14 protein-coding genes are annotated in these 17,572 nt (G+C 46.6%); 5 read left to right on the top strand and 9 right to left on the bottom strand.

What is annotated here, in order from left to right:
• Genes ACVLR6_RS00260 through tviB form a run of 3 tightly spaced genes read right to left on the bottom strand, consistent with a single transcriptional unit; the run spans position 1 to position 3,665 of the window.
• Positions 1–1,290: a lipopolysaccharide biosynthesis protein gene (locus ACVLR6_RS00260; protein WP_455995554.1), complete on the bottom strand. Its 1,290-nt coding sequence runs from the start codon at positions 1,288–1,290 to the stop codon at positions 1–3.
• A 50-nt stretch (positions 1,291–1,340) separates the two neighbouring features.
• A complete protein-coding gene (locus ACVLR6_RS00255; protein WP_455995552.1) occupies positions 1,341–2,366 on the bottom strand; it encodes an NAD-dependent epimerase/dehydratase family protein in 1,026 nt (341 codons plus the stop codon).
• Positions 2,367–2,387: 21 nt separating this feature from the next.
• Complete coding sequence (tviB, locus tag ACVLR6_RS00250) at positions 2,388–3,665, bottom strand: Vi polysaccharide biosynthesis UDP-N-acetylglucosamine C-6 dehydrogenase TviB (protein ID WP_455995550.1); 1,278 nt, start codon at positions 3,663–3,665, stop codon at positions 2,388–2,390.
• A gap of 316 nt (positions 3,666–3,981) precedes the next feature.
• On the opposite strand from tviB, the gene ACVLR6_RS00245 reads away from it, so the two are divergent.
• From ACVLR6_RS00245 to ACVLR6_RS00230, 4 genes are all read left to right on the top strand, one after another.
• Complete coding sequence (locus tag ACVLR6_RS00245; RefSeq protein ID WP_455995548.1) at positions 3,982–5,085, top strand: polysaccharide biosynthesis/export family protein; 1,104 nt, start codon at positions 3,982–3,984, stop codon at positions 5,083–5,085.
• A complete protein-coding gene (locus ACVLR6_RS00240; RefSeq protein WP_004814137.1) occupies positions 5,085–5,513 on the top strand; it encodes a low molecular weight protein-tyrosine-phosphatase in 429 nt (142 codons plus the stop codon). The genes ACVLR6_RS00245 and ACVLR6_RS00240 overlap by 1 nt, the downstream gene beginning before the upstream one ends.
• Before the next feature lie 17 nt (positions 5,514–5,530).
• Entirely contained in the window at positions 5,531–7,717 is a 2,187-nt protein-coding gene (locus tag ACVLR6_RS00235) for a polysaccharide biosynthesis tyrosine autokinase (RefSeq protein WP_455995546.1), read from the top strand.
• Between the two features lie 145 nt (positions 7,718–7,862).
• The gene (locus tag ACVLR6_RS00230) at positions 7,863–9,302 is read left to right on the top strand and encodes a capsule assembly Wzi family protein (RefSeq protein WP_455995544.1); all 1,440 of its coding nucleotides are present in this window, start codon (positions 7,863–7,865) and stop codon (positions 9,300–9,302) included.
• 99 nt (positions 9,303–9,401) lie between these two features.
• Here the strand turns inward: ACVLR6_RS00230 and ACVLR6_RS00225 are convergent, their stop codons facing one another.
• Positions 9,402–10,046 carry an START domain-containing protein gene (locus ACVLR6_RS00225; RefSeq protein ID WP_016658891.1) on the bottom strand — a complete coding sequence of 215 codons (645 nt, stop codon included), beginning with the start codon at positions 10,044–10,046 and terminating at the stop codon, positions 9,402–9,404.
• A 56-nt stretch (positions 10,047–10,102) separates the two neighbouring features.
• The gene (dapB, locus tag ACVLR6_RS00220; protein WP_075167666.1) at positions 10,103–10,924 is read right to left on the bottom strand and encodes a 4-hydroxy-tetrahydrodipicolinate reductase; all 822 of its coding nucleotides are present in this window, start codon (positions 10,922–10,924) and stop codon (positions 10,103–10,105) included.
• Between the two features lie 248 nt (positions 10,925–11,172).
• Between dapB and ACVLR6_RS00215 the strand changes: the two genes are divergently transcribed.
• Complete coding sequence (locus ACVLR6_RS00215; protein WP_075167667.1) at positions 11,173–11,445, top strand: hypothetical protein; 273 nt, start codon at positions 11,173–11,175, stop codon at positions 11,443–11,445.
• 86 nt (positions 11,446–11,531) lie between these two features.
• On the opposite strand, the gene dnaJ is transcribed toward ACVLR6_RS00215, so the two are convergent.
• From dnaJ to ACVLR6_RS00195, 4 genes are all read right to left on the bottom strand, one after another.
• On the bottom strand, positions 11,532–12,641 hold the full coding sequence (gene dnaJ, locus ACVLR6_RS00210) for a molecular chaperone DnaJ (RefSeq protein WP_075167668.1): 1,110 nt from the start codon (positions 12,639–12,641) through the stop codon (positions 11,532–11,534).
• Positions 12,642–12,747: 106 nt separating this feature from the next.
• Positions 12,748–13,125, bottom strand: a complete 378-nt coding sequence (locus tag ACVLR6_RS00205; protein ID WP_005181203.1) for a hypothetical protein — start codon at positions 13,123–13,125, stop codon at positions 12,748–12,750.
• A 131-nt stretch (positions 13,126–13,256) separates the two neighbouring features.
• Positions 13,257–16,403 carry an efflux RND transporter permease subunit gene (locus tag ACVLR6_RS00200; RefSeq protein ID WP_455995542.1) on the bottom strand — a complete coding sequence of 1,049 codons (3,147 nt, stop codon included), beginning with the start codon at positions 16,401–16,403 and terminating at the stop codon, positions 13,257–13,259.
• 2 nt (positions 16,404–16,405) lie between these two features.
• Positions 16,406–17,506 (bottom strand): efflux RND transporter periplasmic adaptor subunit, encoded by a 1,101-nt coding sequence (locus ACVLR6_RS00195; protein WP_455995540.1) that lies wholly within the window; start codon positions 17,504–17,506, stop codon positions 16,406–16,408.
• Between the last annotated feature and the right edge of the window lie 66 nt (positions 17,507–17,572).

The raw sequence follows: 17,572 nt of genomic DNA, 5'->3' as shown, positions 1-17,572 counted from the left end.
TCAGATTGCCCCTTTACATTTTTTCAGCACAAACGCAAGTAATGATAAATATCCAATAATATTAATTACTGAAAATAATGCGACAGCCATTAGATCACCGTCTAAAGCTGCTCCTAAAGAAATACTACCAATACGTAATACTGTTATTATGATTTCATAAACTAATAGAAATCCTTGTAACTTAAGAACAGGCATAGATGCAACTGCAGGACGAGTGATAAGTACACTAAACATCCAAAGAGCCACCCATTGTGAATATTCCCCTGCTTTTCCCCAAGCTTCGCCTAAGACCCAAGGTAAAATTAAATCCCCCCATAAAGCGATGATACCAAACGGAGCCAAGCCAATAAAACTCATTAAAAGTGTGGATTTCCAAAGCATATCAAAAGCGCTAGCAGGATTTTCTCTAACTATAGTCGTTATCTTTGGGAAAAAAACCTCTAAAACAGAATTACCTAGAAGCATCACTGGTGCCCCTAGTAAAAGGGTAGTAATAGCGTACTGTCCTGCTGCTGAAGTACTAAAAAAGTTTGTAAGAAGTATTACAGGCAGTCCCATGGAGGCTGCATTAAGCATACTCTGTGGCATACGATAACTTGCAAAATCTTTATAGTCTAATGCAGCTTTTTGGATACCGTCTAGACCAAACCAATGACGAAAATTAAATGCACCAACTTTAGGAACTCGTGCCATTAATATAATGTAATTAATTAATTTACTTACAATTAAAAATATAATTAAAGTAATTCCAGTAGCAGAAATATACCCAGCACCTAATTTTCCAAGATTCATAATAAAAGTACTGGCAACATATGAACTTGATTTTGCTTTAAATAATCCTTCACGTATAGCTACTTGATTAGCAACAGACAATAAGGCTACAAGTAATAAGGAAATAGGAATTAAATAAAGTAAATTCGGCTGATTTTCCAAGCCTGTCAATTTTGCAAGCTGAAGTTGAAAAACATAGACTGAAATTAAAACGATAGGTGAAACAATAGCTGCTGAAACAAGAGACAAACGTGCTACCGCATTCGCTTCTTCATCTGTTTTTGGCATAACAATAGCATTAGCGTAGCCTAATGTCGCTAAGGGCGTAATGATATTTATAATTGCAGTAAAAGCAGCTAGTGCACCAAAAGCCTCAGGACCATATAAACGTGTCAGAAATGGCATGAATGCTAATGAAATTGCTTGTGCAGCAGCAACTCCTGTTGCAACTGCAAGCACATTTCTAACAAACTTACTTTTTCTAAAGTAATTTATACGGCTACGTAAGGAATTCGACATCTATATTTATCCAATGCAACCAATTGAACTGCCTTGATTAATTTTTATCATTATTTTTGAAAATCTATATACCAAGGCATAGCATTTTTAATACCTTCAATAATTTTATATTGTGGTATATAACTTAAATGCTGCTGAATCTTAATAATACTCGCTTGAGAATGTCGAACATCCCCAGCACGAAAATCACGATATACAGGCTCTTTCGTATAAGTCACACCATTTTCATTTAACGCAGCTTTAATCGCATTAAACAAATCATTCAGCGTGGTGCGATCTCCTACTGCTACATTATAAACCTGATTTCTAGCTTCATCATTTTGCGTAGTAGCTGCTAAAATATTAGCCTGAACCGTATTTTCAATAAAACAAAAATCACGACTGGTTTCACCATCACCATTAATGAACACATCATCACCGGAAATCATGGCTGCGGTCCATTTTGGAATAACTGCGGCATAAGCCCCATTAGGGTCTTGGCGCTTACCAAAAACATTAAAGTAACGTAGGCCAATGGCTTTAAACCCATAAGTCCGTGCAAATACATCGGCATACAACTCATTTACATATTTGGTGACCGCATAAGGTGAAAGTGGCTTGCCGATATTTTCTTCAACTTTAGGTAAGGCTGGGTGATCGCCATAGGTAGAACTACTGGCGGCATAAGTAAAGCTGGCAACATTCGCATCACGGGCTGCCACCAACATATTTAAAAAACCTGTAATATTGGCAGCATTGGTGGTAATCGGGTCAGCAATAGAACGTGGTACAGAGCCTAAAGCCGCTTGGTGCAATACATAGTCAACACCAGAACAGGCTTTTTGACAGTCTTCTAAGTCACGAATATCACCTTCAATAAAGCTAAATTTTGCCCACTGCTCAGCAGATACCAAGCTTTGAACTTCATCTAAATTATATTGATGACCTGTAGCAAAGTTATCAAGCCCCACCACAGTCTGATCCAATTTTAATAAAGTTTCTAAAAGGTTAGAGCCAATAAAACCTGCTACCCCTGTTACCAACCAGGTTTTAGGATTTTGTTTTAATTGCTCACATACAGTCTGATATTGGCTCATTCTTATACAGGTCCCTAAAAATTATAAACGGATGTCAGATTCAGATTGTTCTAATACATATTTTAAGTCATATAAAATATGCTCTGGTTTGGCTAAAGCGCGAATATCTGTAGCCCCCATTGCTTTAAACTGCTCATGCGCAACCGCTAAAATAACTGCATCATATTGGCCTTGCTCTAGGCTTACAATTGGGGTAATACCGTATTCATGTTGCGCTTCTTGCATATCAACCCAAGGGTCATAAACATCTGCCTGAATATTATATTCTTGTAGCTCATTCACAATATCAATAATCTTAGTATTACGAATATCCGGGCAATTTTCTTTAAAACTCAAGCCCAATACTAAAACCTTAGCACCCTCTACCTGAATCTTTTTCTTGATCATTGCTTTTACCAGCTGGGTGACTACATAGGCTCCCATACCATCATTTAAACGACGACCGGCTAAAATAATTTCAGGATGGTAACCAATAGACTGCGCTTTATGGGTTAAATAATACGGGTCTACCCCAATACAATGACCACCGACCAAACCAGGACGAAATGGCAAAAAGTTCCACTTTGTTCCAGCTGCTTTTAAAACCGCTTCGGTATCAATACCCATTTTATTAAAGATCACAGCCAGCTCATTAATTAAGGCAATGTTTACATCACGTTGGGTATTTTCAATCACCTTGGCGGCTTCAGCGACTTTAATACTGGTTGCTTTATGGGTACCCGCTTCAATAATCAGGTTATAGACCTGATCGACAAAGTCTGCGACTTCTGGGGTAGATCCTGAGGTAATTTTTAAAATATTGGTGACACGATGCAACTTGTCCCCCGGATTAATCCGTTCTGGGCTATAACCGGCGAAGAAGTCCTGATTAAATTTCAAACCCGAACACTTTTCTAATACCGGAATACAGTCTTCTTCAGTTGCGCCTGGGTATACAGTAGACTCATACACCACTACATCGCCTTTTTTTAACACCTGCCCAATACTGGTCGAAGCCTTAATAAGCGGGGTTAAATCGGGTTGTTTATAGTCATCAATTGGTGTAGGAACCGTCACAATAAAAAAATTACAGCTTTTTAAATCATCTAAATTGGCGGAATAAGAAAGTTGTGTTGCCTGCTGTAGCTCTTCTGGTGATACTTCTAGAGTATGGTCTTGACCACTTTGTAATTCTTCAATCCGTTTTTGATGAATATCAAAACCAATCACCGGAACCTTTTTTCCAAATTCTACGGCAAGTGGCAAACCAACATAGCCTAAACCAATTACGGCAATTTTCAGGTCAGAGAGCTTTAGCATTTTAACGCCTTATTTATATACTATACTTATGAAGAGTAAATCTTTCGGCGGGAATGTTAGCAGAAAATCATGAATGTTCTGTTATGATTTTTAGCCAAAAAATCTAAAACGCTTCCTTTTGTGTCAGTTTTTTGCAAATGATCTTTGTTTAATTTTACTGCGCCTCACAATTTAGATACTTTTTGCCTCATTTTTAGGGCTGTGCTTGCGTATACTTTCGCAATCTACTTACAATTTGTTATATACCCTTAAAATAACTTCGGTAAACTATTTTTTATTTTTTATGATTTTAGAAAAATCGAGAACGGGAATACGTGTGAGACAATTTAAATCTATAATTCTACTGTCTTTTCTGGTGACAGCAAGCGGGTGCGCGGTTACCTCCGGCTTACAGACCTATGACTTACCGGCAGAGGGTACCTATCAAACAGACTTGGGGACTTCGGTGAATGTGGTCCGACTCACTCAAGATACTGTACTCGGTTTGCAACCGGCCGTACAAAATATTCAGCAAGATTATGCTCACCTGTTTACCCAGTCACATCGCAATTATAGCCTTAGTCCAGGGGATATCCTGTCGATCTATTTATGGGCCTACCCTGAAATCACTCCTCCTTCTACCAGTGTGAGTAGTGATGAATCTGCACGCGCTAATGGTTATCAAATTGACTCTCAGGGTTATATCCAGTTTCCAATTATTGGTCGCTATAAAGCTGCCGGTAAATCTTTAAGTCAGGTGAATCGTGAGCTGCGCAGTCAGTTATCGCGTTATTTAAAAACGCCTGATGTGGTGGCACGCGTTCTGTCATATCAGGGCCAGCGTTACTCGGTACAGGGCAATGTAATGAAAGGTGGCCAGTTCTATTTAAGTGATCAGCCGACCAGTGTGTATACTGCTTTAGGTCTGGCGGGTGGGGTCAATGCCCAGCAAGGCAATAATGCTTCTATTACCTTGGTACGTCAGGGGCAAACCTATCATTTAAACAGTATTGAGCTGGAACAAGCCGGTTTTTCTTTACATAATCTGCTCATTCAACCGAATGACACCCTCTATGTAAACAGCCGCGAAAACCAGAAAATCTATGTCATGGGGGAATCGGGTAAAAACCAGTCCTTACCCATGCGTGATCAGGGCATGAGCCTGAGTGATGTCCTCGGTGAAAGTCTGGGATTAAATCCATTGTCGGCCAGCCGCAGCAAAGTTTATGTGGTACGTAGTCAACCAAGTGGTGCGCAAACCGAAGTCTATCATCTGGACTTAACCAGTATTGCCGACTTTGGTTTGGCCAATCAGTTTAAAATGCGTAGTAATGATATTGTCTATGTCGATGCATCTGGCCTTGCGCGCTGGCAACGTGTCGTGAATCAGATTATTCCATTCTCAAATGCTTTATATAATTTAGACCGTTTGGGGAACTAATGAAAATTAACAATATTCTGGTGGTCTGTATTGGCAATATTTGCCGTAGCCCGATGGCGGAATACTTTTTAAAACAGGAATTTCCGCATTTACAAATTGAGTCTGCCGGTATTTCCGGGCTGGTCGGTCATGCAGCCGATGACAAAGCCAGCCTGTGCATGCAACGTCTAGGGATTGATATGAGTCCGCATGTGGCCCGAAAGCTGAATGCCGAGCTGGTCAAGAAAGCCGACCTGATTTTAGTGATGAGTCAGAACCAGCAAAAACATGTGGAACAGACCTGGCCCTTTGCCAAAGGTAAAACCTTTAGACTCGGCCACTGGCAAAGTAAAAATGTGGCCGATCCTTACCAGCATGATCAGGCGGTATTTGATGAAACCTGCCAGCTGATTCAGGCCTGCATTGCAGACTGGAAAAAATATATTTAACTTTCGAACAAAAGACTATGAGCCAAAATACCAATACAGAAGATACCATTGACCTGAAGGAATTGTTTTTCTCCTTAATTGCCCAGTGGAAACTGATTGCTCTCTGTGTCATTTTAAGTTTGGTCTGTGCCTTACTTTATTTAAGAACCACACCAGACACCTATCAGGTCGATGCACTGGTTCAAGTTGAAGAAAATAAAGGGGCATCTGCAGCCTTACTCGGTGATTTGTCCGATATGATTGAGCAGAAATCACCGGCTCAGGCCGAAATTGAGATTTTAAAATCGCGCTTGGTGCTCGGTACCGTCATTGACCGCCTGAATTTAAATATTCGCATTCATGGTACAGAAGACAGTTTCTGGAGCCGCTTACTGAATAAGCACGAGTATGACAGTGAATATTCAGCTCAATCCGTGCTGTTTAAAGACAACCAGAAAAGCTTTGATGTGCGCAGCTTTGATATTCCAGATTACTATCGTGATAAAAGTCTGCTGCTTAGTTTTGCAGAAGGTCAATACCGTTTAACGGATTCAGCCACAGAACAGGTGGTCTTTTCTGCCCCACTGAACCAGACCAGCCAGTTACAGTCTGAATATGGCCTATGGAAAGTCGGTATTTATAGTCAGGACAGCTTTGATAGCATTTATCTGATCCAAAAGCAAAGCCTGCCTGCCGCGGTTCGCAGCCTGCTCGCTAACTATTCGGTGGCCGAAAAAGGCAAAATGACCGGTGTGCTGGGCCTCAACTACCAGGGTACTGACAAGCAGCATATTACCCAGGTGCTCAATGCTATTCTGGCGGCCTATAGTCAACAGAATATTGAACGTCGCTCGGCTGAAACCGCACAAACCTTAAAATTCCTGGAAGATCAGCTGCCTGAACTCAAACAGCAACTCGATGTTGCTGAACGTGAATTTAACCGTTTCCGCCAGCAGTACAATACGGTCGATGTCACCAAAGAGTCAGAGCTGTATCTGACCCAAAGCGTGACCTTGGAAACCCAAAAAGCCGAGCTGGAACAAAAAGTGGCTGAAGCCTCAGCCAAATATACGGCTGAACACCCAATCATGCAGCAAATGAATGCGCAATTAACGGCCATTAATAAAAAGATTAATGAACTAGATGGAACTTTAAGACGCTTACCAGAATTGCAACGCCAGTACCTGCAACTGTTCCGCGAAGTGGAAGTGAAGCAACAGCTGTATACCGGCCTGCTTAATTCTTATCAGCAGTTACGTATTGCCAAAGCCGGTGAAATTGGCAATGTGCGTATTGTCGATACCGCGGTGGAACCGATTGAACCAATTAAGCCAAAGAAATTACAGATCCTGATTCTGTCGATTTTCCTGGGTGGTTTCCTCGGCACACTGCTGGCCTTATTACGTAATATGCTGCGTAGTGGCGTTAAGGATTCTACCCAAATTGAAAATGAGCTGGACTTGCCGGTGTATGCCACTGTGCCGCGTTCTCCTGTACAGGAAAGCCGGATTAAACTGCTGAAGAAGAAAAAGAATATTCCTATTCTTGCGGTTAAAAATAGTGATGATATTGCCATTGAAAGCCTACGCAGTATGCGTACTGCCATTCATTTTGCCTTAAGCAGCGCCAAGAACAATATTATTATGGTTTCTGGTCCTGCACCGGAAGTCGGTAAATCCTTTATTTCAACCAACTTGGCCACCATTCTGGCGCAAAGCCAGAAACGGGTACTAATTATTGATGCGGACTTGCGCCGCGGTTATTTGCATAAATACTTTAATCAGCAAGCCCAACTTGGTCTGGCAGACTACTTAAATGGTCAGACTGAGTTAAGCCAGGTCATTAAAGCTACGGAAGTATCCGGTCTAGATGTAATTGCCCGTGGCAAGAGTCCGGCTAACCCGTCTGAACTGCTCAGCACTAGTCAATTTGCGACGATGCTGAATCAGCTGTCAGAACAATATGATCATATTCTGATTGATACTCCACCAATTCTGGCCGTCACAGACGGGATTATTATTTCCCAGCATGCCGGGGTGAATCTGGTGATTGCACGCTATGCCAAGACACAAATGAAAGAGCTTGAATTGACCATTAACCGTTTTGAACAGGCGGGCGTGAAAGTCAATGGTATTATCCTGAATGATATTCAGCGCTCTAGTGCAGGCTATGGTTATGGCTATAACTATTCCTATGCCTATAAAGCCAATAAGGATAATGACTAATTTTGCAGTGACCGATTGCTTTAAAAATCTCGCTACGGCGGGATTTTTAATCTTCCCGGATTACAACTCTACTCAACAGTTTGCATTGAAAAAATAAACTCGTCCGCCTATGGTGTGGAGAGCAAAAAACTCCTGAGAATCAAAAATGCGTCTATCAAAAATATTGCTTGCGACCCTTGCCCTCAGCTCATCCCTGAGCTTTGCCCAAGGGATTGTGCTGAATGACCAGAACCTGCGTACCGACCTGAATTGGCTGAACCAGCAAGGGGTGATTCAGATCAGTACCTCCACCTGGCCCATGAGTGGCGATGAAATTCAGCGTGCCCTGTCTCAGGCGAAAATCAGCACCCCTGTCCAGCAAAAAGTGCTGGATGCAGTCCTCACTCATTTAAATGCCGATAATCAGCTCTTAAAAGCTGCGCTATTTGCAGAAACTGATCATAAGTATCTGCCTCAAGCCTTTGGTGATCAGGCAAAATCACAATATCAGGCCGGTCTGGAACTGAATGCTGGCGGCAGCCAATGGGATGCCCGGTTACGGGTGAATGCCGAAAAAGACCCGCAGATTGATCATGATCAGGATGTGAATGTTGAAGGCTCTTATATTGCGGGGAAACTCTGGAATCAGTGGCTAATTGCCGGCCAGATTCCAACGTATTGGGGACCCGGTCATGAGGGGAGTCTGATTCGTGGTGATGCCAGCCGCCCAGTCTATGGCATTACGGCGCAGCGGGCAGAACAGACTGCTTTTAGCAGCAAATGGCTGTCCTGGATTGGGCCATGGCAATACCAGGCCTTTGCCGGTCAGCTGGACAATTATGATGCGGTCCCGGATGCCAAACTGATTGGGCTGCGTGTTACTGCTCAGCCGCTCCCCTATCTGGAACTGGGTGCTTCACGCGCCATTCAGTGGGGCGGTGAAGGACGTCCGGAAAACTTTGATTCTTTATGGGATGCAATCATTGGTAAAGATAATGTCTATGGGGATACAGTCAATCCATCCAACCAGATTGCTGGTTTTGATGCCCGTTTAAATCTGCAACCTTTAGTGCAAATGCCGCTAGGGGTCTATGCCCAGTATGTCGGTGAAGATGAAGCCGGTGGCCTGCCCGCGAAAAAAATGTATCTGGCAGGGGTGGATTATTCATCCAGTTACCAGAATATGCCCTACCAGCTGTATAGCGAATGGGCTGACACCCGTACCAATGGCAAGGCACAAGGGATTTCCTATAATCATAGTGTTTATACCGATGGTTTCTATCAGCATGGTTACCCATTGGCCCATGCAATGGGCGGCGATGGCCAGATGATCTCAGTAGGCGGTGATATCCGTTTTGATCCTTTAAACCGTCTGCATGGCCGGGTGCTGTTTGCCAAACTGAATGGGTCGGGTCGAATCACCAATGCGGCTTTTCCTGAGCAAGATGAGCTAACAGCTTTAGACATCACCTGGACGCATTACCTACGTCCGGATATTCCACTTAAACTGAATGGCTGGCTGGGGGATTCAGACCTGCACGGTAAAGATGGCGGTGCCTCAATCGGCATTGAATTCCCGCTGGAAAAAGGACTGTTTAGCTACTAAGGCAGTTAAATCTCGTTTTAAAGACTCAGATCAGCACTATCTGAATACGCTTTCTGAGTCTATTGATGCCTGCCCCGTCTAGCACCAGACGGGTATTTTTTATCTTAAAATCGCCGGTAAAGGTCGCTCGCGGCCCGGCAGACTCAGCTCCAGTTTCATTTTCTGCAGCATCTGATAAGGCTGCTGCTGCACAAACATATTCACAAAACTGGTTGGAATCGAACCGGCCGGATCGGCATAGCCATAGGTAGACACCTTAACCCGGTTGGCGCCCAGTTTTTGAAAGGTCCAGTCGCCTTCATAATGGGTTAAACGCACATAGCTCGGGTTTAAGGGATAACCCTGACTGACGGCCTTGTTCTGAATATGAATTACACCTTGGGCATCTTTAAACATTCTGCCTTTGACCACCAGATCGCGGTCTTTTAACGGAAAAGGAAAATCCAGCACCATATACAGCAGGAACTCGCCTTTCTGGTCATCACGCGACAGTACCTTGACACTGCCCATATACGGCACCCAGCTGATGGCATGCTCCACATCCAGAATCAGGCCGGCGGCTTTTTCAATCGAGACCGGAAAAGTGGTTTCTGCCTTGTACAGGAACACCGGGTTTTGCGGATGCTGATAGGTCCAGACCTTAATATTATTTTTATGAATATTGAGTTTGGCATTCTGCAAATTCTGGGCAGGTACACTCGCCGCCATGGCGAGCGCACCGGCCAATACAATCCATTTTTTCATTCCATTGTTCATCTTATTTTAGTTTTAGTGTTGTTATAACGGATTTTACAGCGGTTTTAAACTTGAATATCGTTAAAACCCAAGACATCTTTCATGTCATATTTACGCGCATCACGACCGACCACCCAGGCAGCAGCACGCACGGCACCGGCAGCAAAGTTCATCCGGTTGGTGGCTTTGTGGGTAATTTCGACGCGCTCGCCTTCACCAATAAACATGGCGGTGTGTTCACCGACAATATCGCCGCCACGAATGGTCTGGAAACCAATACTTTGACGCTCACGCGGACCGGTATGTCCTTCACGATGATAGACCGCATCTTTTTTCAGGTCACGGCCCAGGGTTTCTGCAATTGCTTCACCCATCATTAAAGCAGTACCTGATGGCGCATCGACTTTATGACGATGGTGCGCTTCAATCACTTCAATATCTACCGTATCGCCAAATACTTTCGAGGCCAGCTCCAGCAATTTGATTGAGACATTGACGCCGACAGAATAGTTGGCTGCATAGACCACCGGAGTTTGCGTTGCCGATTCATCCAGATAGGCTTTCTGTTCATCATTCATGCCGGTGGTGCCAATCACAATTGCCACGCCTGCTTCACGACAGATTTTCAGATGGTTTACAGTGGCTGCCGGTGCAGTAAAATCGATGACCACGTCACACTGCTTTACCACCTCTTCCAGACTACCAACCACGTTCACACCCAGGCTGCCAATGCCCGCAAGCTCGCCTGCATCTGCACCGATTAAGCTACTTTCCGGACGTTCCACCGCAGCTGCAAGTTGATAACCGGCCTGCTCAACGGCTTGAATAAGGATGCGTCCCATACGGCCACCGGCACCTAATACACCAATGCGTGGAGTTGCTGACATAACATATTCCTGATGTTGATTCGAAATTGTTCTTACTATATCAAAACTCCCTGCCCAGACTAAGCCGGCAGTCTAAAAAAGCCAAAAAAAACTAAGATGGCTCAACCGTAACTTGTAAACCCAGTAATTGAAAAATAGAAATTGAAAAGAAAGTTCTGATTTCTCGCGTTTTTTCACAAAAGTGCAAAATTGCTACAGCAGACTAGCCGTCACGAATGAATAGAATAGAGATTATAAGGAGATCAAGCATGCATTCGAAACAACTGGGGATGGCAGTGTGTATGGGGCTACTGATGAGCTCGGCTTGGGCAGAACCACCATTACAACCGGGTGATACCTTAGAAAGCCTGTCTCAAGTCCGCATTACCACCACTTTACAGCCAGCAGTATCGGCAGAAGAAGCAGCACAAGTGGCGTTAATTGATGCAATTGAAGAACAGCAAAGCGAGCAGACCACCGAGATGGCTGTATCTCAGGACGATGCGCTGGTGGCAGAAATTGACCCGGTAGAAGGGGTTTAATTTTTTATTCGCCATAAAAAAGGGAGATGATGTTCATCTCCCTTTGTGTTTGAGCGCGCTGTTTCAACTGGCTTAGTTAAACTGAATTAGTCAAACAGGCGGTCAAAGAATGACTTTTTCTTTGGTGACGAATTGTTGTTATCACCATCCAGCGTCGCTTGCAGTTCTTTCAGTAATTCACGCTGACGCGACGTCAGGTTCACTGGCGTTTCCACCACAATACGGCACAGCAGATCACCGACCATGCTGGTACGTACCGGTTTCACCCCTTTACCACGCAGGCGGAACAGTTTACCGGTTTGGGTACCTTCCGGAATTTTCAGGCTCACCCGGCCATCCAGGGTCGGAATTTCAATTTCTTTACCCAGTGCGGCATCGGCAATTGAAACCGGCACATCCATATACAGATCGGCACCATCACGCTGGAAGATTTCATGCTCGCGCACCACCACTTCTACGTATAGGTCACCAGCCTGACCATCACGGATCGCTTCACCTTTACCGGTTAAACGTACGCGGTCGCCATTGTCGACACCGGCTGGAATGGTAACTTCCAGGGTTTGCTGACGGTCAGATACCCCTGAACCATGACATTTGTTACATGGGTTCTTGATGATTTTGCCCTGGCCACGACAGGTGCTACAGGTCTGTTGCACCGAGAAGAAACCTTGCTGCATACGTACCTGACCGGCACCATGACAGGTTTTACAGGTTTCGACATCATTCGGATTCTGCGAGCCTTTACCATCACAGGCATCACACGGTGCAGGTGCGGTAAAGCTGATGTTTTTTTTCACCCCTTTAACCGCTTCTTCCAAGGTCAGTTCCATCACATAGCGCAGGTCCGAACCACGGCGCGCACGTTGCTGACGGCCACCGCCCCCAAAGGCACCCCCAAAAATATCGCCGAACTGGCTAAAGATATCTTCAGCACTAAAGCCGCCGCCGAAGCCACCACCGCCCATGCCACCTTCAAAGGCCTGATGGCCCATACGGTCGTACATGCTGCGTTTTTCGCTGTCCGACAGCACTTCATAGGCTTCTGAAGCTTCTTTAAATTTTTCTTCAGCTTCCGGGTTATCTGGGTTACGGTCCGGATGATATTTCATCGCCAACTTACGGTAGGCTTTTTTAATTTCATCATCACTAGCGGTTTTAGCAACACCCAAAACCTCATAATAATCACGTTTAGCCATGTCTGGCGATGCTCCTCACGGAATTTTATTTAAGACTCAACTGAGGTCTGAAATTGGGGTTTATCCAAGATTTACAAGGGCAGGCAGCGAAAAAAATTTAGGCTGCTTAAAACACCGCCTTGTTTTTCATGAATTTACTTAAGCCTTTGATCCAGGCATTGAGTAAATATAAGAAGGCAATGGCGCTAAACACCACACCGGCAATGGTGGTCGCAGTGACCCAGGTGGCATCATTCCAGGCATAGAAAAATAACGGAATAAACCACAGGGCAGCAAATACCGCCAAAATGGAGTAGATCATGACATTGCGCATGACCCAGAGTGCCTGGGCCTGTAACCAAACCTCGGTCTGATCGACCATCACCACTTTACGGGCCAGCCAGTAGGCAAAAATAGCGCTAATTAAGGTAAACAGGGCGAAAAACATGAAGACGTAAGAAAGAGCAATCGAACGACGTAACTTGGCTAAGCTATCTTGCTGCATGTGTGCTTCAACCCCATTTACTGCATGTTTGGTTTTATAATATGCAGTAAATTTACCTATTGAAAATTGTAAAAATGAAGGTGCTACTATATTGAAATTTTCAAGCTTTCGCACCTTATATTGACACAAAATCAGGCCATATTCTGATTTTTTTTCACTTTAAACCACTGCGCATACAGGGCCGGCAAAAAGAATAAAGTGAGCAGGGTCGCAATAATCAATCCGCCCATGATGGCCACCGCCATCGGGCCAAAGAAAATACTACGCGACAGCGGAATCATGGCCAGCACGGCGGCCAGTGCAGTCAGCACAATTGGACGGCAGCGGCGCACCGTGGCATTGATAATCGCATCCCACGGCGCTTCACCGGCCTGAATATCCTGCTCGATCTGGTCAATCAGAATCAGCGAGTTACGCATGATCATCCCCGACAGTGCAATGGTGCCGAGCATGGCCACAAACCCAAAAGGCTTATTGAACAGTAGCAGGAACAGCACCACCCCGATAATCCCCAATGGTGCGGTTAAAAACACGATACAGGCCCGTGACATGCTTTTTAGCTGCAGCATCAACAGGGTAAACACCACCGCCAAAAACAGTGGCATACCGGCATTGACCGAGCTTTGTCCACGCGCCGATTCTTCCACCGTCCCGCCGACTTCCAGCAGGTAGCCGTTTGGCAACTGGCTGCGAATCTGCTGTAAGGGTTCGCTTAGCTCCCCCACCACCGTGGCTGGCTGTAAACCGCTGCTAATGTCAGCCCGTACGGTAATGGTCGGTAAACGGTTACGATGCCAGATCAGGCCTTCTTCAAAGCGGTATTCAATCTGGGCAATCTGGGCCAATGGCACACTACTGCCCTGTGCAGTCGGCACTGCCAGACTGCTGAGTGAACCGACATCAACCCGCTCGGCTGCATCACCGCGCAAGCGGATTTCAATCAGCTCACGTTTTTCCCGGTACTGGTCAATCGCGCTGCCGAGAATGGAACTGTTGAGGAAATTAGCCAGATCAACACTGCTGACGCCCATTTGCCGCGCCCGGTCCTGATCAATCTGCAGATGAATCACCTTGCTCGGCTCTCCCCAGTCCAGATGGACATTGGTGGTGTTCGGATTGTCATCAACCTGAGCTGCAACCTGCTGTGCCCATTGCCGCACCTGAGCCAGATCTTCACCAGAAACCCTGAACTGGAGTGGATAGCCAACCGGCGGACCATTTTCCAGCAGCGATACGCGGGTACGCGCTTCCGGTAATAATTTACGAATCTGCTCATCCAGCGAACGGCGAATTTCATCCCGGTCTTCTAGCGATGAAGCCAGCACCACAAACTGGGCAAAACTGGTTTGCGGTAACTGCTGATCCAGCGGCAAATAAAAACGCGGTGAGCCAGTGCCCACATAGGCCACATAGTTATCAATCCCCTCCTGCTTGGACAGGAACTGCTCGACCTTTTGTACTGCGGCTTCGGTGGCTGTTAAAGAAGCGCCTTCTTCAAGTTTCAGATCAACCAGAATTTCGGCCCGGTTCGATGGCGGAAAAAACTGCTGCGGCACCAGCTTGAACATCAAAATCGACAGTACAAAAATGCCTACCGTAGCGGCAATCACGGTTTTGCGATAGGTCACACAAGTATCGACCCAGCGGCGAAAGCCCTGATAAAAACGGGTCTGATACGGATCATGCTGCTCACCAGCATGATGCACCACAGGCGCTGGAGCGGGCTGCTTGCGCAGGCGTGCCCAAAGACGCTGATACCAGCTGGCCTGTTGTGGCTGCTGATTAAAATCGGGCAGCAGTTTATCACCCAGATACGGCACAAACAGCACCGCAGCAAACCAGGACACCACCAAGGCAATGGTTACTACCTGGAAGATGGAGCGGGTATATTCGCCGGTACTGGACGCGGCCGTAGCAATCGGTAAAAAGCCGGCCGCGGTAATCAGGGTACCCGTCAGCATTGGAAAAGCGGTGGTTTTCCAGGTAAAACCAGCCGCCTGAAGCCGGCTATAGCCCTGCTCCATTTTAATGGCCATCATCTCTACTGCAATAATGGCATCATCCACCAGCAGGCCCAGCGCCAGAATCAGGGCACCAAGGGAAATCTTGTGCAGGCCGACATCAAACAGGTTCATGCCGGCAAAGGTCATTGCCAGCACCAGTGGAATGGAAAAAGCCACCACCAGACCGGTACGAAACCCGAGCGAGAAAAAGCTGACCAGCAGCACAATAATCACCGCCTCGGCCAGTACCTTCATAAATTCATTAACACTGTGCTTGACCGCCACCGGCTGATCCGAAACTTTTTGCAGCTGCATACCCAGCGGTAAGGTCTGCTGTAGCCGCTGGAATTCAGTGGCCAGATTCTCCCCCAGCGCCAGAATATCGCCGCCTTTACGCATAGACACGGCAATACCAATCCCGTTTTCGCCCATAAAGCGCATCCGTGGCTGGGCCGGATCGCTAAAACCGCGGTAAATCTCAGCAACATCACCCAGCTGAATGGTGGTGCCATTGACCAGTAGCGGCATCTGCTGCAAGGCTTCAACACTGTTTAGCTGGCCACTGACCCGGACCTGAATCCGGTCGGTTTCGGTTTCAAAAAAGCCGGCACTGGCCATGCTGTTCTGCTGCTGCAACGCCTGCTGAATGGCGGTAACCGGAATACCGAGCTGGGCCGCTTTGGTATTGGACAGTTCAATCCAGATTTTCTGGTCTTGCAGGCCAATCAGTTCGACCTTGCTGACATCCTTGACCCGCTGCAATTGTAGCTGCAGGCGATCGGCATATTCTTTTAAGGTGGCGTAGTCAAAATCTTCGCCGGTCAGCACATAAATATTGCCGAAGGTATCGCCAAATTCATCGTTAAAAAACGGTCCCTGCACGCCTTGGGGCAGTTCATGCCGGATATCATTGATTTTCTTGCGCACCGTATACCAGATATCCGGAATTTGCCCGGAACGCAGCGAATCTTTGGCAATAAAGGTCACCATCGACTCTCCCGGACGCGAATAGGCCAGAATCCGCTCGTACTGCCCGGTGGTCATCAGCTCTTTTTCAATCCGGTCGGTGACCTGCAAGGACACTTCCTTGGCGGTTGCGCCCGGCCAGTAGGTCTGCACCACCATTACCTTAAAGGTAAACGGCGGGTCTTCACTCTGCGACAATTTGGAATAGGAATACATGCCAATAATGCCGAGCAACAGCATGAAATACAGAATCAGGCCCTTGTTTTTTAAGGCCCATTCCGACAGGTTAAAGTTTAGCGGTGCGCTCATGCTTAACCCCCTGCCTGAAGCTTGACGGCACGGTTTTCCCGGTCAATCGGATGAATTTTTTGCTGGTCGCGCAGCAGATGTACCCCACCCACCACCACATAGTCCGTTGGCTTCAGCCCGCTAAGTACCGGTACGCTGTCACGGCCATAAGCGCCCAGCTGCACATCTACTTTACGTAGTTGATGATTGGCACCCACCACCAGGACATAGGCCTGCTGGCCATTGGCCGAGACGCTGGACAGCGGTACGGTCAGCTGCTGCTGTGCATTGCCATTTAAAAACACCCGCGCACTTTGTCCCAGCTGGATGGCCGGATTGGCAGCACGCAGCGCCACCTTGATACTAAAAGTACGTGACTGGTCAGCTGCCGGTGAAATCTCCCGCACATAGGCTTCAAAGCGCTGATCCGGCTGTGACCACAAGGTGACTGTGGCCGGCTGACCGACTTTAATCTGGCTCATGGCCTGCTCCGGCACGCCAATCACCACTTCACGTTCACCGGAAATTGCCAGCTGATACGCCGCCTGACCGGCTGCCACCACCTGCCCCACTTCAATATTGCGTGCGGTAATCACCCCGTTTTTATTGGCCACCAGCCGGTTATATACGGTCTGGTTCTGCGCCACCGCATAATTGGACTGCGCCTGTTTCAGTGCTGCCACAGCAGATTTGTACTGATTGTCGATGGCATCGTATTGCGAGCGGCTAACCGCATTCATTGGCAACAGCTGCTGAAAACGTTGCAATTCATCTTGGGCAATTTTGGCGGCCGACTGGGCACTGTCGAGCTGGGCGCGCGCTGCATTCAGCTGTAACTGGGCATCTTTAACATCTAAACGTGCCAGCACCTGCCCGACCTTGACCTGATCGCCCACATCAACATAGCGTTCCACCACCTGACCGCCCACCCGAAAGGCCAACGCGGTCTGCTGACGCGCCTGCACCTCTCCGGCATAGCTTTTTTGTGCCTGATGACTGGAGGTGGGCTGGGCCACCATCACATAGGGAATATTCTGTTCAGTGCTGGCGCTGTCCTTGCTGCAACCGACCAGGGTGCTACACACCAGGATCAGGCTGAGAACTACCGTATTAATCGTGCTCATGCGGTTGACTCTTATTTGTCAGATGTTTTTCAGGCAAAATAGCAATATATTAAAAATGATCAATTT

Source organism: Acinetobacter sp. T63 (assembly GCF_053852345.1).
Note: the sequence above shows the minus strand (reverse complement) of the source record. Positions and strands in the feature narration are given on the sequence as shown.

Bases quoted from the DNA above. Each gene is read 5' to 3' on its own strand.
- ACVLR6_RS00260 (WP_455995554.1), bottom strand. From the start codon at position 1,290: ATGTCGAATTCCTTACGTAGCCGTATAAATTACTTTAGAAAAAGTAAG.
- ACVLR6_RS00255 (WP_455995552.1), bottom strand. From the start codon at position 2,366: ATGAGCCAATATCAGACTGTATGTGAGCAATTAAAACAAAATCCTAAA.
- tviB (WP_455995550.1), bottom strand. From the start codon at position 3,665: ATGCTAAAGCTCTCTGACCTGAAAATTGCCGTAATTGGTTTAGGCTAT.
- ACVLR6_RS00240 (WP_004814137.1), top strand. From the start codon at position 5,085: ATGAAAATTAACAATATTCTGGTGGTCTGTATTGGCAATATTTGCCGT.
- ACVLR6_RS00235 (WP_455995546.1), top strand. From the start codon at position 5,531: ATGAGCCAAAATACCAATACAGAAGATACCATTGACCTGAAGGAATTG.
- ACVLR6_RS00230 (WP_455995544.1), top strand. From the start codon at position 7,863: ATGCGTCTATCAAAAATATTGCTTGCGACCCTTGCCCTCAGCTCATCC.
- ACVLR6_RS00225 (WP_016658891.1), bottom strand. From the start codon at position 10,046: ATGAAAAAATGGATTGTATTGGCCGGTGCGCTCGCCATGGCGGCGAGT.
- dapB (WP_075167666.1), bottom strand. From the start codon at position 10,924: ATGTCAGCAACTCCACGCATTGGTGTATTAGGTGCCGGTGGCCGTATG.
- ACVLR6_RS00215 (WP_075167667.1), top strand. From the start codon at position 11,173: ATGCATTCGAAACAACTGGGGATGGCAGTGTGTATGGGGCTACTGATG.
- dnaJ (WP_075167668.1), bottom strand. From the start codon at position 12,641: ATGGCTAAACGTGATTATTATGAGGTTTTGGGTGTTGCTAAAACCGCT.
- ACVLR6_RS00205 (WP_005181203.1), bottom strand. From the start codon at position 13,125: ATGCAGCAAGATAGCTTAGCCAAGTTACGTCGTTCGATTGCTCTTTCT.
- ACVLR6_RS00200 (WP_455995542.1), bottom strand. From the start codon at position 16,403: ATGAGCGCACCGCTAAACTTTAACCTGTCGGAATGGGCCTTAAAAAAC.
- ACVLR6_RS00195 (WP_455995540.1), bottom strand. From the start codon at position 17,506: ATGAGCACGATTAATACGGTAGTTCTCAGCCTGATCCTGGTGTGTAGC.